The sequence below is a fragment of the Methylomonas sp. Uni0009 genome, from assembly GCF_054188105.3.
The window spans coordinates 138,043-153,070 of the sequence record NZ_JBTAFN010000001.1 but is presented as its reverse complement, the minus strand read 5'-3'; the positions used below and the strand labels follow the sequence as shown (position 1 = coordinate 153,070).

Sequence of the window (15,028 nt, the reverse complement as noted above, 5' to 3'; positions counted from 1 at the left end):
TATATTTGGGGCTCAGCCTTGTAATTAGACTCGAAATTTAGCATGGATAAATTGATCAGAAACTCCTCAAACACGCCAGTGCTGTTGAAGGTCTGTGTTCTTTTGTTGTTATTGATTAGTTCGCCGGCTGAAGCCAGAAGAGTTCACGTTTGCTTTGGTATTGAGGATCATTTTTACGATTTGGGTGAATTAAAAGCCTCGGATCAACAGGTTAAAAAAACAGGTATGCCGGCCGAATGGGCTTCCGATGGGTATCTATTTGGTATTCATTTACAGGATCACTGTTTGCTTGTTCCGACTAAAACAGACGTGGTCGGTTATGCCGTCTATGCCAAAAATTCAAGCCAATACTGGGTTTTGGACGAAACTACCATTCAATCATTGCAAAAATCTGGGGTGCTGCCAAACCCCATGCCGCCGCTGCAGGTGCCGTGGGATGACACTGTTGGCGGCCAGTGGCTTTGGGGCCTGGCTATCTTGGCTGGATTGGTAGTTATTGTTGCCCTGGAAGCTTTTTTGTCCGGCAAGCTGCAACGACGTGTCGTCGCTAAAGTTGATAAAGTCTTGCATGGTAGTTTTGTGCTGTTATTGCGCGAGGTGTTAGTCGATGTTGCGCGTATAGATCGGAATTTTGATGCTAATAAATTACATGCCATACTCGCTATTATGCAGCGGCTGGGGATTGCTGTTAACGACCTCGCTAAGCTTAACCCCGAGGATATGCCTGCAGGGAAATTATCAAGAAAGCTATTGATTGCTTATATCAAGGCGGTCGCTGGCAATCTCAACGATCAGCAAAGAAACATTTTACTAACCGGGATTGCGACCGTGATGTCGGTGGAAGGTAAAGTAGGTAGAAACAAAAAAGCCGTGTTTCGGCAATACATCATCGCGTTGGGTTTTCCGGACAATCAGGCGGAAAAGATCATGGAGATGGTTCTCAATGCTTAATTGGACGGTTTGGCCTCGTACTTACTCAAGCCAAGTCAGGACGGCTGTGGAAAAGTGGTCAAACCACCCGCTTTTTGACACTCATAAATCCACGTCAGTCTGGAGATTATCATGAAAATAAAAACCTTCGGTTTACTCTCGTTGTGTCTTGCCTCGGTTAACGCTCACGCCACCCAGCAAATTTCCTATAAAGGCCATATTATTTTTAGCGACGGCAATATGGCGAATATTGGCGATTCGTTCTCGGGCCAGTTTTTGTTCAATCCCGATCAACCGGATGGTAGCCATTTTAATCCGGCCACTCCGCCTTATACCGAATGGGAAAGTGGTTTTTGGAACAATACTTATCTGTCCACGGCAATTCAAAATAAGTTTTCTTTTGTTAGCAATAAAGGTATTGGGGCTGCATTTCAAGACAATCAAAATATCACTCAAACCGAGATCGATGTAAACGGTTATCACGGCTATGTGAGTGCGGGAAATTACGACGTAGTCTCTTTCGAGGCGATTAACCTTGGCAATAACGAGCAAACTGTTACTGGAACCGAGTTTTCCATTACAGCATTATTCGATCCATCTCGCTTCAATATTGCTTCGTTTCAAACCGAAGACTTAAACAGCATATTCCAGTCGCAGCCACTTAAATTTGGTTATTCCATCAACAAAGTCACCAACGGTTTATTGGATTTTCGTATTAGCGGCCTGATCGATACCTTTAATGTCAGCACGCCAACGTCTCAGGTTGCATTGCCTTCCGCACCGGTTTTACCAACACCAAGCAACGATGGATTTACATTCAGTACACCGCCCATGCCGGTTTTGGATGGCAACGGAAATCCAAAACCAGGCGGGTTTTACGACCCGGATGTGGCGGTGGCTTACACCTATGAAGCGTTAAATGCCGACACCTTATTCGGCGATGTGATGATTCCCAACCAATACGGCGATGGCAAATTCGAACTGCTGATTTGGAACGAGACCAGCGGTGAATACGTCGACAGCGGTATCCGCTTGTTGGCGGGCGTTTGGTTTAATTTCGGCGAATTGGGTTTTCAAAACGGCGTTGGCAAGTTCCGCATAGCCGGCATCGAAACTTCCGCCATGATCGATCCCAGCGATCCGCTGGGTTTTGTTACCGGTTTGACGTTTACCGGAAGTGGTAGTGCTTTCAAAATGACGCCTTTAGCGGCCCCCGTTCCGCTGCCTGCAGCGTTCTGGTTGTTTGGCAGCGGTCTACTCGGGCTATTGGGAAGCCGAAAATTCCGGGCATCGCGCTAGCCGCTTAGCTTTCAAACTTTAAGGCTGAAAGACGTTTCGCCGGACTTGGAAAACGCCTTACGGCCTTTGTTTTAGAAACTCGGTTATAAACCGACAAGCCTCTATCAAATTAGCCGCGCAGCGTTCGCTTAACCCGCTGCCCAGTTCGAAGGCTTCAGCTTGGACGCTTAATAAATAGCAGGGTGGTAGCGGCTGTTTGCCGACGGCTGCATAGACCGACAGCAGCGCGGCCGGGCTCAGCGCATGGCTGGAGTAACTGTGGTCTTGGGCTGGGGTTAATGGTGTAAAGGTAAAGCTGTCCGGGCACTCTACGGCTGCATCGACAAACACTACCCATTCGCGGTCTTGTATATCCAAAGCGTGCTCGATTTGTAACTGAAAGTCGCTGAGTAGTTCGATAGTGCTCAGGTCCAGATGCTCGGCCAGATAATCCAATACCAAGGGGCCAACGGCGTCGTCGCCACGGCTGGGGTTGCCGTAGCCAAACACCAAAATGGGTTTAGTCATTCTCTGCCGTGAATAAATTCGCCGTTGCTATGCCGAATCAGTTTGTCCACCAGTTTGCCGTCCGCGTCGACTAATTCCAACTGCAAGGGCATTTTGCCGACCGCGTGCGTGGCGCAGGACAGGCACGGATCGTAGGCGCGGATCGCCACTTCCAGATTATTCAGCAAGGGTTCGGTCAGTTCCCGGCCTGACAGATATTCGGCTGCCACTTGTCTTACCGATTCGTTCATCGCCGTGTTGTTGCTGGTGGTGGAGACGATCAGATTGGCTTTGGTGACAATGTCGTTTTCGTCTATTTGGTAATGATGAAACAGCGTGCCGCGCGGCGCTTCGATGACGCCTATGCCTTCGTAGCGTTTTTCGCCCTTGGCGACCAAGTCGTTACTCAGCAAGTCCGGATCATCCAACAAGATTTGGATGCTTTCCGCGCAATGTAGCAATTCGATCATGCGCGCCCAATGAAAGGCCAGCGTGCTGTGTACCATCGCCGCGCCGCCGTGCTGTTTGAATTCGACGCGCGCGGCTTCCGCCAGTGGTGTGTCGATAAAATCGCAATTGTTGACCCGCGCCAACGGCCCCACCCGATACCAACCATCGGCTTTGCCCAGCGCCGTCAGGTAGGGGAATTTCATATACGTCCAGGAACGGACTTCTTCGCGGATCAACTCCGGATAGTCGCAGTAATCGTAATGATCCACCAGGGTTTCGCCTAGCGGGTTTTTCACCCTAATCCCGCCGTGATAAAGCTCCAACGCACCGTCAGGTTTGGTCAAACTCAGGTAGTTACTGCGGATGGTGGCGAAGTCGTCGTAATAGGGCAGGTTAGAAGTATGGACTTTTGTGACCAGTTGCAAAGCACCTTGCGCCCAGCTCACGATTTGGCCAATGTCTTGTTTTAGATAATCGCGTTCGTCTTTACTCAATGCTTTGTTCATGCCGCCGGGAATCGCGCCGGTACCGTGAATGCGCTTGCCGCAAACCATGCGGATCACTTCCTGGCCGTATTTGCGCAGTTTCACGCCTTGCAAACCAATATCCGGATAATCTGACAACACGGCGACAATGCTGCGCTTACCGATCTCGCTTTCGAATCCGAACAGCAAATCCGGGCTGGACAGGTGGAAAAAATGCAAGGCATGCGATTGCAAGACCTGACCGAAATGCAGCAAGCGCCGCAACTTATCCGCCGCCGGCGGCAAATTGGCCGGATCGACGCCGACCAACTGGTCGATGGCTTTGGCTGCGGCCAGATGGTGGCTGACCGGGCAGATGCCGCACAAGCGTTGCACCATCACCGGTAGTTCCCAGTAAGGACGGCCTTGGATGAATTTTTCGAAGCCGCGAAATTCGACGATGTGCAGGCGGGCTTGCTGGACTTGATTGTTTTCGTCGAGCAGCAGCGTGACTTTGCCGTGGCCTTCCACGCGGGATACCGGATCGACGGCGACCCGTTTTAACTTGCCTGACTCGACCAAGGCCGGATCGGCGGTTTCAAGATATTCGTACACGGGGCTCCTCCGTTAGTCGTAATGGACTAATTCGTAAGGTAAAGTCGGGTCGCGGCCTTCGATCAATGCGCTGAGGTAGTGCCAAAACACATCGGCGGACGGCGGACAGCCGGGCATAAAATAATCGATTTTGACGATCTCGTGGACCGGTCGTACCTTGTCCAGCAGCAAAGGCAATTCCGGGTCGCTGGGTATCTGCGGATTGTCCACGCCGATACCGTCCTGATAGGCTTCCAGCAGGCAGTCTTCCAGTTTGAAAAAATTGCGCAGCGCCGGCAAGCCGCCGTTGATGGCGCAAGCGCCGACGGCGATCAGAATTTTGCAGTTAGCGCGAAACTCGCGCAGCACATGCACGTTTTCGGAATTGCACACCCCGCCTTCGATCAGGCCGATGTCGCACGGGCCGCAGTGCTCGATGTCGGTGAGCGGCGAACGGTCGAATTCGACGCTGTCAGCCAATTTCAAGAGGCGCTCGTCTATATCCAGAAACGACATATGGCAGCCAAAGCAGCCGGCCAGCGAGGTGGTGGCGATTTTAATCTTAGCGGCCATGTTTGATGTCCGGAGCTGGCGGCATGGTCGCCGCGTAGTGGGAGTCCGGGCCACCGTTCTGCTGAGCTGACTCCGCCAGTTTGGTCGGGTCGCAGCTTGGGTAGCCGCGGGCCTCGCCGGCTTTGATAACCGATTTTTCGCAGGCGACTTCGCTGATGGGATGCCCGTCGTAGATGCGTTCACCAATCGGTGCCAGATAGGCGCTGCGTTTGACCAGAATCGCGCCGGTCGGGCAGACATGGGCGGCCTCGTCGTCGACACTAATCTCGCTGTCTTTCAGCTTGCCGCTAGGCGAGTTGATGATTAGGCGTTTGTGGATGCCGCGCCCGGCGATGCCGAACACCTCCTTGCCGTCTTTTTCCTTGCTGGCGCGCACGCACAGATTGCAAAAAATACAGCGGTCGTGGTCGATCAAAATATCCGGGTGCGACGCATCCAGTTCCCGTTGGGCATAAAAATGCGGGTAGTGGTTATCCAGCATATTTTGATGGTAGGCGACGGCTTGCAACTGACAGTTGCCGGATTTTTCGCAAGAAGGACAGAAATGGTTGCCTTCCACGAACAGCATCTGTGTGATGCGCTGGCGGTCGTGTTGCAGATCGGGGCTGTTGCTGATGACGGTCTGGCCGTCGGCGGCCGGCAGCGTGCAGGCGGTATTGGTGCGGCCGTTGACTTTGACCGTACACAGTTTGCAACTGCCGTACGGGGCGTAACCTGGCCGGTGGCACAGATAAGGAATGTACACGCCGGCAGTGCGCGCCGCCTCGATAATGGTTTGGCCGTCGCTGAACGGCACGGCGATGCCGTCGATGCAAAGAGTGCCGCTCATGTCAGTTCTCCACTTGCGATAAATGCGCCGCGTCGTCGTCGCGCTGCGCCATACGGCGGGCCACGGCCAGGGTGGCGTCCAAGTCAAAACCCGGGGTAAAACTGCTCTGCTTTAATTGCTTAAGATACAGCTCGGGATAGCTGGCCAGGGTACTTAGAATCGGATTGGCGGCCGAATCCCCCAAACCGCAATGGCTGTTGTTTTTGACGACCAGGCATATCTCGTTGAGTTCTTCCAGGTCGACCGCAGCGCCGTTACCTTCGACAATTTTCCGAAGCTGATTTTTCAACAGCGTGGTGCCGACCCGACAGGGCGTGCAAAAGCCGCAGCTTTCATGGGCAAAGAAGTCGGTAAAGTTTTGCACGATGTCGAAAATATTGCGGCCGTTGTTGAACACCATAAACGAGCCGGCGGTGGACAGGTCCTCGAAGGCTATGCGCCGTTGCAATTCCTTATTGGAAATAAAGGTGCCGGACGGCCCGCCGACTTGCACACCCAGCACGTCATCCGCACCGCAGTCTTGCAAAATCTCTCCAATTGATGTGCCGAACGGGTATTCGTAAATGCCTGGTCGCGCGCAGTCGCCGCTGATGCTGAGCAGTTTGCTGCCGGTGGATTGCGCGGTGCCGACTTCCGCAAACCATTGCCCGCCTTGTATGGCGATGTGGGTGGCAGCAAAAAAAGTCTCGACGTTGTCCACCACGGTGGGTTTGCGTTGATAGCCGCAGATCACCGAGTTGGGCGGCTTGACCCGGGGTATGCCGGGCTTGCCTTCCAAGGACTCGATTTGCGCCGAGGCTTCGCCGCAAATATAGGCACCGGCACCCATGCGGATTTCGATGTCAAAATCAAAGCCGCTGTGACCGAGAATATTGCGCCCCAGCAAACCGCTATCGCGGCGGCGCTTTAGCACGCGCTGCAATTGCTCGTAGAGGAATAAATACTCGGCGCGCAGATACAGCAAGCCCTGATCCGAACCAATAATCGCCGCGCACAAGGTCATGCCTTCAAAGACTTGGTCGGCATACAGATCGAGCAGCATCCGGTCTTTAAATGTACCCGGTTCGCCCTCGTCGGCGTTACAAATTACGTAGTGTGGTGTGGCAGTTTGTTGCGCGCAGGTTCGCCATTTCAATGCAGTTTTAAAGCCGGCGCCGCCGCGGCCGCGCAGATTGGAACTGTCCACTTCCGCCAGGGTTTCCGTCAGGCCGCGGGCAAAGGTCGCTGCTATCGCCGCGCCGTTTTCGAATGGCTGGTTGAGCAATAGGCCGGGTTTGCGGATCGGTTCTTCAACCGCGAAGAACTCGGCCGGCCAATCGCTTAACGGCGCTTGCTGTTCGATTAGTTTGGCGATGACATCGATTCTGGCAGGGTCCAGACGGGTCAACGCATAGCCGTTAACCAAACCGGCCGGGCCTTGGTCGCACATGCCGGTGCAGGAGGTATTATTCAAACTGACCAGCCCGTCCGCGCGGACTTCACCCACTTTGACGTGCAACTTTTCCGCCAGGTAATTCAGCAGTTTTTCCTTGCCTAGCATCCGGTCGGTAATCGAATCGCTGATATGAATGTCGTAACGGCCCTGTGGTGTCAGGTGCAAGAAACTATAGAATTCCGCGACGGCAATAATCTGCGTGCGGGGAATATGCAGCGCTGCGGCCAATTGCTCGATAGCCGTCTGGGGAATATGCAGGTACTGCGCCTGCACGGCTCTTAGCATCTGCAAGAGCCTTTCTGGTTTATAGTCCGCCTCTGCAAGTACGGATCGAATAAAACTATTCATCGTCGAGTTACTGGGCAGTTAGGTTGAATCGTCGTGTCCCATTGCAATTGAAAAATCATGAGCCACCCACACACCATCTTAACTTGGCGCTAGATTTTTCAAATCGTTCACTGGCTGCGTAAATGCAAGACCGAATCCACAAGATCAGTTGTGGAAGTCGATACTTCCCGCTTGCCAAGCGAAAGTGCCTGCCTTGTCTCTCTATGCGTCAATGCACACAACCCGGCTGCAATGTCTATCGATACCGCCGCGGAAGCTGCGCAAATTCGCCGCCATCCATGACGCAATACTAAACAAATTAGCCGGGTGTGGACAGCAAAATATTGCCGGTTAAAACCGGGCAACAGCGGCGAAGGGGTTGCGGCGTTGGCAAGAAATACGCTTTTTACCGGGCTCCCGCTCACAGTCATGCTGGCGGGTTTGGTAACAAAGCGCGCAACGGTTCAAGCGGCGCTGGTAACGGCCATAGGCACTGAAAATCAAACGCTCTAGGCGATCCAATGCCGTAAGGTTGGGAGTCAACAGCCCAATCTGTCTGGCATGCAATGCCGCATAAAGCTGTCGGGCTTGATCGATTAAAATGTCATTGTCCATAGTCATAACCTGACTTAATCGCTGATGAATCCAAAAAAACCGCGTTGGCATGTGCGATTGAACATGTCCGGCTGAATTATCAAACAGGCTTGTTCTGATAGCTTTGACTTCAATCAACGCCGCTTAAAATTGTTGGCGATTTTGATCCGGCTGACACTAATTGGCTTCCTCTGAGTCGGCAGCCAGGCACTGCTCGACGACACGGCGGCTTAACACTTCATCTTGCAGCATGATATTCACCATACACGCCACCACCGTACGGGTTTTTAAGCCGTTAAAGCGGGAAAAGTTTTTCAGTTGGTCGTAAGTGGGTTCTTCCACCGCAATTTTCTTTCTATCGTTTTTCGATTTATCAGTAGCCATGAGGGTATTCCTTTGTAAGGTTAAAGAGGGGTAATGCAGTCGTTGGGTAAACGTTTTGCTATTTTTAAATCATCCCCTGTTTACGGAAAAAGAAAGCCACATTGACCAAGGCGATCATCACCGGCACTTCGATCAAGGGTCCAATCACCGCGGCAAACGCCGCGCCGCTGTTAATACCAAACACCGCCACCGCCACCGCAATCGCCAACTCAAAATTATTGCTGGCGGCGGTAAACGCCAGTGTGGTGGTTTTGCCGTAACCGGCGCCGATGGCTTTACCCAGCCAAAAGCTGAGTAAAAACATCACCACAAAATAAATCAACAGCGGTATCGCAATCCGCACCACGTTCAGCGGCAATTGCACGATTAAGTCGCCTTTCAGCGAGAACATCACCACGATGGTAAACAGCAGGGCGATCAAGGTCAGTGGGCTGATTTTCGGGACGAAATGCTGGTGATACCAATCCTTGCCTTTGGCTTTGACCAATAGAAAGCGCGTGCTAAAGCCGGCGATAAATGGAATGCCCAGATAGATGAATACGCTCTTGGCGATTTCGCCAATCGTAATATCAACCAGACTACCTTGCATGCCGAACAAGGGCGGCAGTACGGTGATGAACAACCAGGCATAGACGCTGTAAAACAAGACCTGGAATACGCTGTTAAATGCCACCAAGCCCGCCGCGTATTCATTATCGCCGTTGGCCAATTCGTTCCAGACGATGACCATCGCGATACAGCGCGCTAGGCCGATCAGGATCAGGCCCACCATGTATTCGGGATAATCGCGCAGAAACACGATAGCCAATACAAACATCAACAGCGGTCCGAGCAGCCAGTTTTGCAGCAAGGACACCGCCAATATTCGCCAGTTGCGGAATACGTCGCCGAGTTCTTCGTAACGGACTTTGGCCAGCGGTGGATACATCATCACGATCAAGCCGATGGCGATGGGAATATTGGTGGTGCCGACCGATACCGCCGTGTTAAAGCCAGTTACTTCCGTGGGAAACAGAAAACCGATGCCGACCCCAATCGCCATGGCGATGAAAATCCACAGGGTCAGGAAACGGTCGAGAAAGGATAAACGGGCGTTGGGGCAATGCGGGGTGCTCATTTAAATCTCCAAGTCAGCTATTTACTGTGCAGCGTTATCGGCTGCCGGTGGTTTGCAGCAACTGCTGGCGGGTTCAAGTTGCAACACTTGATCGTCGCCAAATAAGGGAATAGTTTGCAAGGAGTGGAAGGCTTCCCAGGCGATGCCTTGCGGATCGACGGTCCAGTATTTATCGGACTGGGCGTAGCAGCAGTTGGCTTGTTTTTGCGCGGCGACCGGCAATTCGGCGGCGGCCAGGTTTTCCTGAACTGCTTCCAACTCCTCACCCGATTCGACTTGTATGCCCAAATGATCCAACCCCGGCTGGCGGCCGCGGCTGGAAATCGCGAAATTGACGCGCGGATCGTCCAATAGCCACTTGGCGTAATCGGCTTCGCGCACGCTCGGTGCGCTTTGAAACAGTGCACTGTAAAAGTCGATATTTTTTGCCAGATCATCGACGGCGAGATGGATATGCAGGCGTTTCATCGCGTTTGCTCCGGGGTAAAGAGTGAATGAGATTGGAGATTAGCTAGCATTGTTTAGTGGGGACCTCTGAAAATTCCCTCTCCCGCAGGGAGAGGGCTAGGGTGAGGGATGTAAATAACTGATTTTAATCCCCTCATCTCAACCTTCTCCTTTATGATCCGGTACTAAAGGAGAAGGCGTTTGGCCGCCGGCCAATGCCAGCAAGCGTTCCACACCTGTCGGTTCTTCTCGCAACAAGGGCACGAGCGCGTAACGTTGGGCGTGTCGATCCGCTACCTCGGCAATTTCCGCCAATTCATTGGCCGCGCGTTGGCGTAACAGCGCCGAATGCACTGTGGTCGCCGCCACGCTGTTATTAATCACCCAGGCCCAAGGTTGGATGCCGGCCCGGCGCAGATCGTCTTGCAAATGAGCGGCTTCCAGCACCGGTGTGGTTTCCGCTAAGGTGACGATCAGCACTTTGGTTTGGCGCGGGTTCTGCAATTGCATCATCGGCGTGGTGAAATGCTGATTGGAGTCGCCCATCTGCCGCGCCACCTCGCGGTGGTAAGCGCCGGTGGCGTCCAAGAGCAGCAAGGTATGGCCGGTAGGGGCGGTATCCATCACCACGAATTTCTTGCCGGCTTCGCGGATGATGCGGGAAAAGGCTTGGAAAACGGCAATTTCTTCGGTACACGGCGAGCGCAAGTCTTCTTCCAGCAAGGCGCGGCCTTGTTCATCTAGTTTGGCGCCTTTTGTGGACAGCACATGCTGACGGTAGCGTTCGGTTTCCGCATGCGGATCGATTTTGCTGACTGTCAGGTCAGGCAACGCGCCGTTTAGCGTGTCCGTTAAATTGGCGGCTGGGTCGGAGGTGGTCAGATGCACCGGCAAACCGCGTCGCGCCAGTTCCACTGCCAACGCGGCGGCCAGGGTGGTTTTGCCAACGCCGCCTTTGCCCATCAGCATCACCAGACCATAACCGTCGGCGGCAATCTCGTCCACTAGTGTTGATAGATTGGCTGCGGGTATAGCCGGCATCACTCCATTGCCAGATGTCGAGAGCGGCGCGGATTTGCTCAACAATTGCCTAAGAGCCATCAGTCCAACCAGATTGAAGGGCTTTAATTCAATGCGATCCATGGCTAAGCGGTTTAGCGCTTCCGGCATTTGCGCTAAAGCGTCTTGCTCACGCTGATAGATCGCGCTGGCCAGCTGGTCTTGCGCGATTTCGCTTTCCGGTAAAATGCCGTTGACAACCAGATATTGTTGCGACAAACCGATGGCGTTTAATTCTTCATGGGTACGTGCCACCTCGCGCAAGGTCGATGCTTGGGCGCGGGCGACCAGGATCAAACGGCTGCGCTGCGGATCGGCCAAGGCGGCGACGGCGGCTTTATATTGGCTGCGCTGTTTTTCCAGACCGGCCAAGGGACCCAGGCAAGAGGCATCGCCTTTGCCTTGTTCCAAAAAGCCGCTCCAGGCACCCGGCAATTGCAACAGGCGGATGGTGTGGCCGGTCGGGGCGGTGTCGAACACGATATGGTCGTAGCCGGCGGTCAAGACCGAGTCGGTCAACAGCGCGGTAAACTCGTCGAATGCCGCAATTTCCGTGGTGCAGGCGCCGGACAGCTGTTCTTCTATACCTTTGACGATGCTGTCCGGCAGCACGCCGCGCACCGGGCCGACGATACGGTCGCGATAGGCCTGGGCCGCCGCTTGCGGATCGATCTCCAATGCCGCCAGGCCGGATACGGCCGGAATGGCGGTGATCCGATTGCCGATGTTGATGCCAAATACCTGGCCGACATTCGAGGCCGGATCGGTACTCACCAGCAATACCTGTCTGCCGGTATCCGCCAATTTTACGGCCGAGGCGCAAGCGATAGAGGTCTTGCCCACGCCGCCCTTGCCGGTAAAAAATAGAAAGCGTGGCGCTTGGTTGAGGAATTTGCAATCGCTGTTCACAGCGCTCACAGCGCTATCAGCAGAAGTTAACAACAGCTGCTGCCGCTGCAACAGCCGGACGGGCTTGGCTGTTCCGCTACGCTAATGGCCGCCCAATGCGCCAATTCGGTTCGATTCGGATAGCGGCCCGCCAACGCGACTTCTCCATCCACCAAAATCAACGGTAGGGCATCGGCGCCGGAACGTTCCAAAAACGCTTTAACCACCGGGTTTTCGGCAAACGCCAACGGGGTTTGTGCCAGATTAAAGCGCTCAATGGCGGCGCCGTTCTGCTTGGCCCAATCGACATCGGCGGCAAAACCCACTAACTGCTGATCGACTTCCACACCGCAAACGCCGGCGCTGCAACACAATGCAGGATCAAATATTTGAATACTGGTCATGGGAGAACTCCTTAACAACTAAGGCAACAAGGTGCCGATGCGATCCAGCTCGGCTTTCAGACGCTCGGGATCGTTTTTTAACTCTTCCAACGGTAAAGCAAAAAACTGCTCGATGCGATGGCGCAGAATCCGATACGCGACCATGAAGGCCGCGTCGATTTCCTCGTCGGTACCCTCGACGTGAGCCGGATCTTCAACGCCCCAATGGCTGCGCATGACCGGGCCCAGGTAGGCGGGGCAGGTTTCGTTGGCGGCATTGCCGCACACACTCAGCACGATGTCCGGCGTCACCGGCAGATCATTCCAGGACTTGCTGTAATAACCCTCGGTGGATATGCCTTCTCTGGCCAGCAAAGCCAGCGAACGCGGATGAATTTTACCGGTGGGTTTGCTGCCGGCGCTCAGGCCACGCCAGCCGGCCGGTGCCAAATGATTGAAAGTGGCTTCGCCAAGGACGGAACGGCAGGAGTTGCCGGTACACAAAAACAATACGTTCATGATGGAGTGTCGGTCGGGGTTGAGGGTAAAGATTCGTTATTGGTGGAACAGGCTGAGAGCGATAGACAGGGATGGCCGTCGCAACAGTTCTCAGTCAGGAAAGCCAACAGATCGTTCATCGCGGAAAAATTGGCCGTATAAATCACGAAGCGGCTTTCGTTGCGCGAGCTGACCAAGTTGGCGTAAGTCAATTCCTTCAAATGAAACGACAGGGAAGACGGGGCAATGCCGGTGGCTTCACTGATTTTTCCGGCGGCCAAACCTGCCGGGCCGGCTTGCACCAGCGCGCGGTAAATTGCCAGACGGGATTCTTGGGCCAATGCGGCCAGTGCGATAACAGCAGTTTTATTTTCCATATTTCAACAATAATTGAAATATGGAAACAAGTCAATTTTCCGGGCGTTTGCGATGCGGCTGTCGCGTAACGCTACTGTCATAAAGGCTATTTACCATTCGCAAGACTACCGTTCCGACGCTGTCGGTGAGCTGGTACTTACACATCCTTTCTTCAAACACCAAACGAATAGGGCCTCAGGAGCATTTTTATGAAACTCACTTCAATCGCCGCCGCCGTCGCTGCTGTGCTGGCCTCTGCCAATGCCAGCGCTGCGGGGGATTTTCAATGGTCGCATCAATGGACCTTCAATCACACTGCAGCGAATGGTTCCAGTGCCATGGGTTCGGAAATCGTCTCTTTCGATGCGGTTAACAACCGCTTGTGGGTAGCGGGAACCGATGCCAATCAGGCCAATATCGGCCAAGGCGGCATTGATGTGCTGGATATGAACGGCAATTTGCTGCAAAGCATTTCCACGAGCGCGCTCGGCGGAATCAACAGCGTGGCGGTGAAAAACGGCCAAGCGGCTATTGCTTTGACTGCGCTGACGAAAACCGATGCGGGTTTGGTGCGTTTTTACAATGCGGCTGACTACACATTGCAACACAGCGTAACCGTCGGTGCCAACCCTGACGCAGTGACATACACGCCCGACGGCAGCCGCTTGCTGGTGGCGAATGAAGGCGAACCCAGCAGCTATTTGGTGGGGCCAAGCGGCGATCCGGAAGGCTCGGTGAGTATTATCAACACCAACACCTTTGCCGTCCAAACGGCCGGCTTTTCTGCTTTCAATGGTACGGCGGCGGCTTTGAAAGCCAGCGGCGTGCGTCTGACCGGGCCGAACGCCAGCGTCGCGCAAGATCTGGAACCGGAATACATTGCGGTTAGCCAAGACGGCAGCAAAGCTTTTGCGACGCTGCAAGAGGCCAATTCGGTTGCGGTCATCGACATCGCCAGCGCCACAGTCACCGACATTAAAGCCCTGGGTTTGAAGGATCACAATTTAGCCGGCAACGGTCTGGATGTCTCGGATCGCGACGGTGCCGGCACTGCGGCTTTGAAAGGCAATATCCAGAACTGGAATGTGATGGGTATGTACATGCCCGACGGCATCGCCAGTTTTAGCAAAGACGGCAATCAATATTACGTGACCGCCAATGAAGGCGACTCTCGCGAGGATTGGCCGGGCGGTGCAGAAGAAGTGCGGGTGGGCGCAGCGACTATCGATCCCGCCTTGAATGCCACTATGACAGCCTTGCACGGACCGGATTGGGCCACGAACAATGACAAGCTGAATCGACTGACGGTTTCCAGGAGCGGGGATTTGGACAACGACGGTGACCTGGATCAACTGCAAGTCTTCGGCGCCCGTTCGTTCTCGATTCTGGATGCCAATGGCAGCATGGTGTTTGATTCCGGCGACAAACTGGAACAAACCATCAAAGCGTTGATTGCGGCGAACCCTGGTAACGCGGCTTTCGCAGCCTTATGGGACGATGGCCGTAGCGACAACAAAGGTCCTGAGCCGGAAACTGCGGTGGTGGGTAAAGTGGACGGCCGTGACTTGTTGTTCCTGGGTTTGGAGCGTTCCAATGCGGTGATGGTTTGGGATTTGACCGACCTGAACAGTCCGACGTTTTTGGACATGTTGTTCACCGGCGGCGACATCGGTCCCGAGGGGTTGAGTTTCTTCAGCAATGCCCAAGGCAGTTACCTGGCGGTGGCCAACGAGGTAAGCGAAACCACTTCGCTGTACAAAGTATCGGCCGTGCCGGTACCGGGCGCGGTTTGGCTGTTCGGTTCCGCGCTGGTGGGCTTGATGGGAATGCAACGCGGCCGTAAAGACTAATATCCGCACTTGAAGCCAGCTTGGCCGAGCTATATCGGCTAAGCTGGCTTTCCCGTTTTATCCC

General features: G+C 54.0%; 16 protein-coding genes. 3 read left to right on the top strand and 13 right to left on the bottom strand.

Annotation, left to right across the window (positions count from 1 at the left end; all coding sequences use genetic code 11):
• Positions 1-42: 42 nt before the first annotated feature.
• Together ACWAU0_RS00745 and ACWAU0_RS00740 are read left to right on the top strand one after the other, a co-directional pair.
• The gene (locus tag ACWAU0_RS00745; RefSeq protein ID WP_319962902.1) at positions 43-951 is read left to right on the top strand and encodes a hypothetical protein; all 909 of its coding nucleotides are present in this window, start codon (positions 43-45) and stop codon (positions 949-951) included.
• 111 nt (positions 952-1,062) lie between these two features.
• Positions 1,063-2,229 carry a hypothetical protein gene (locus ACWAU0_RS00740; RefSeq protein ID WP_319962903.1) on the top strand — a complete coding sequence of 389 codons (1,167 nt, stop codon included), beginning with the start codon at positions 1,063-1,065 and terminating at the stop codon, positions 2,227-2,229.
• Positions 2,230-2,286: 57 nt separating this feature from the next.
• On the opposite strand, the gene ACWAU0_RS00735 is transcribed toward ACWAU0_RS00740, so the two are convergent.
• The 13 genes from ACWAU0_RS00735 to ACWAU0_RS00675 all read right to left on the bottom strand — a co-directional run bounded on the left by ACWAU0_RS00735 (position 2,287) and on the right by ACWAU0_RS00675 (position 13,134).
• A complete protein-coding gene (locus ACWAU0_RS00735) occupies positions 2,287-2,736 on the bottom strand; it encodes a hydrogenase maturation protease (RefSeq protein ID WP_458138053.1) in 450 nt (149 codons plus the stop codon).
• Entirely contained in the window at positions 2,733-4,244 is a 1,512-nt protein-coding gene (locus ACWAU0_RS00730; RefSeq protein WP_458138052.1) for a Ni/Fe hydrogenase subunit alpha, read from the bottom strand. Before ACWAU0_RS00730 ends, ACWAU0_RS00735 begins: the two co-directional genes overlap by 4 nt.
• Positions 4,245-4,256: 12 nt before the next feature.
• Positions 4,257-4,796: an NADH-quinone oxidoreductase subunit B family protein gene (locus ACWAU0_RS00725; RefSeq protein ID WP_171696189.1), complete on the bottom strand. Its 540-nt coding sequence runs from the start codon at positions 4,794-4,796 to the stop codon at positions 4,257-4,259.
• Entirely contained in the window at positions 4,786-5,625 is an 840-nt protein-coding gene (locus ACWAU0_RS00720; RefSeq protein ID WP_458138051.1) for a 2Fe-2S iron-sulfur cluster-binding protein, read from the bottom strand. Before ACWAU0_RS00720 ends, ACWAU0_RS00725 begins: the two co-directional genes overlap by 11 nt.
• A 1-nt stretch (position 5,626) precedes the next feature.
• Entirely contained in the window at positions 5,627-7,408 is a 1,782-nt protein-coding gene (locus ACWAU0_RS00715) for an NAD(P)H-dependent oxidoreductase subunit E (protein WP_458138050.1), read from the bottom strand.
• A gap of 330 nt (positions 7,409-7,738) precedes the next feature.
• Positions 7,739-8,002 (bottom strand): hypothetical protein, encoded by a 264-nt coding sequence (locus tag ACWAU0_RS00710; protein ID WP_458138049.1) that lies wholly within the window; start codon positions 8,000-8,002, stop codon positions 7,739-7,741.
• 156 nt (positions 8,003-8,158) lie between these two features.
• Complete coding sequence (locus ACWAU0_RS00705; protein WP_033157910.1) at positions 8,159-8,365, bottom strand: hypothetical protein; 207 nt, start codon at positions 8,363-8,365, stop codon at positions 8,159-8,161.
• Between the two features lie 64 nt (positions 8,366-8,429).
• A complete protein-coding gene (gene arsB, locus ACWAU0_RS00700; protein WP_458138048.1) occupies positions 8,430-9,482 on the bottom strand; it encodes an ACR3 family arsenite efflux transporter in 1,053 nt (350 codons plus the stop codon).
• Between the two features lie 21 nt (positions 9,483-9,503).
• The gene (locus ACWAU0_RS00695; RefSeq protein WP_205453653.1) at positions 9,504-9,950 is read right to left on the bottom strand and encodes an ArsI/CadI family heavy metal resistance metalloenzyme; all 447 of its coding nucleotides are present in this window, start codon (positions 9,948-9,950) and stop codon (positions 9,504-9,506) included.
• Between the two features lie 138 nt (positions 9,951-10,088).
• Positions 10,089-11,906, bottom strand: coding sequence for an arsenical pump-driving ATPase (gene arsA, locus ACWAU0_RS00690; RefSeq protein ID WP_458138047.1), 1,818 nt, complete (start codon positions 11,904-11,906; stop codon positions 10,089-10,091).
• A 17-nt stretch (positions 11,907-11,923) separates the two neighbouring features.
• Entirely contained in the window at positions 11,924-12,280 is a 357-nt protein-coding gene (gene arsD, locus ACWAU0_RS00685; protein WP_458138046.1) for an arsenite efflux transporter metallochaperone ArsD, read from the bottom strand.
• An 18-nt stretch (positions 12,281-12,298) separates the two neighbouring features.
• A complete protein-coding gene (locus tag ACWAU0_RS00680) occupies positions 12,299-12,778 on the bottom strand; it encodes an arsenate reductase ArsC (RefSeq protein WP_101051724.1) in 480 nt (159 codons plus the stop codon).
• On the bottom strand, positions 12,775-13,134 hold the full coding sequence (locus ACWAU0_RS00675) for an ArsR/SmtB family transcription factor (RefSeq protein WP_458138045.1): 360 nt from the start codon (positions 13,132-13,134) through the stop codon (positions 12,775-12,777). The genes ACWAU0_RS00680 and ACWAU0_RS00675 overlap by 4 nt, the downstream gene beginning before the upstream one ends.
• A gap of 189 nt (positions 13,135-13,323) precedes the next feature.
• Between ACWAU0_RS00675 and ACWAU0_RS00670 the strand changes: the two genes are divergently transcribed.
• The gene (locus tag ACWAU0_RS00670; RefSeq protein ID WP_458138044.1) at positions 13,324-14,964 is read left to right on the top strand and encodes a choice-of-anchor I family protein; all 1,641 of its coding nucleotides are present in this window, start codon (positions 13,324-13,326) and stop codon (positions 14,962-14,964) included.
• The last annotated feature ends 64 nt before the right edge of the window (positions 14,965-15,028 follow it).

Coding starts and splice junctions, on each gene's coding strand:
- ACWAU0_RS00675 (WP_458138045.1), bottom strand. CDS start 13,134: ATGGAAAATAAAACTGCTGTTATCGCACTGGCCGCATTGGCCCAAGAA.
- ACWAU0_RS00720 (WP_458138051.1), bottom strand. CDS start 5,625: ATGAGCGGCACTCTTTGCATCGACGGCATCGCCGTGCCGTTCAGCGAC.
- ACWAU0_RS00680 (WP_101051724.1), bottom strand. CDS start 12,778: ATGAACGTATTGTTTTTGTGTACCGGCAACTCCTGCCGTTCCGTCCTT.
- ACWAU0_RS00715 (WP_458138050.1), bottom strand. CDS start 7,408: ATGAATAGTTTTATTCGATCCGTACTTGCAGAGGCGGACTATAAACCA.
- ACWAU0_RS00695 (WP_205453653.1), bottom strand. CDS start 9,950: ATGAAACGCCTGCATATCCATCTCGCCGTCGATGATCTGGCAAAAAAT.
- ACWAU0_RS00670 (WP_458138044.1), top strand. CDS start 13,324: ATGAAACTCACTTCAATCGCCGCCGCCGTCGCTGCTGTGCTGGCCTCT.
- ACWAU0_RS00705 (WP_033157910.1), bottom strand. CDS start 8,365: ATGGCTACTGATAAATCGAAAAACGATAGAAAGAAAATTGCGGTGGAA.
- arsB (WP_458138048.1), bottom strand. CDS start 9,482: ATGAGCACCCCGCATTGCCCCAACGCCCGTTTATCCTTTCTCGACCGT.
- arsD (WP_458138046.1), bottom strand. CDS start 12,280: ATGACCAGTATTCAAATATTTGATCCTGCATTGTGTTGCAGCGCCGGC.
- ACWAU0_RS00735 (WP_458138053.1), bottom strand. CDS start 2,736: ATGACTAAACCCATTTTGGTGTTTGGCTACGGCAACCCCAGCCGTGGC.
- ACWAU0_RS00745 (WP_319962902.1), top strand. CDS start 43: ATGGATAAATTGATCAGAAACTCCTCAAACACGCCAGTGCTGTTGAAG.
- ACWAU0_RS00725 (WP_171696189.1), bottom strand. CDS start 4,796: ATGGCCGCTAAGATTAAAATCGCCACCACCTCGCTGGCCGGCTGCTTT.
- ACWAU0_RS00740 (WP_319962903.1), top strand. CDS start 1,063: ATGAAAATAAAAACCTTCGGTTTACTCTCGTTGTGTCTTGCCTCGGTT.
- ACWAU0_RS00710 (WP_458138049.1), bottom strand. CDS start 8,002: ATGGACAATGACATTTTAATCGATCAAGCCCGACAGCTTTATGCGGCA.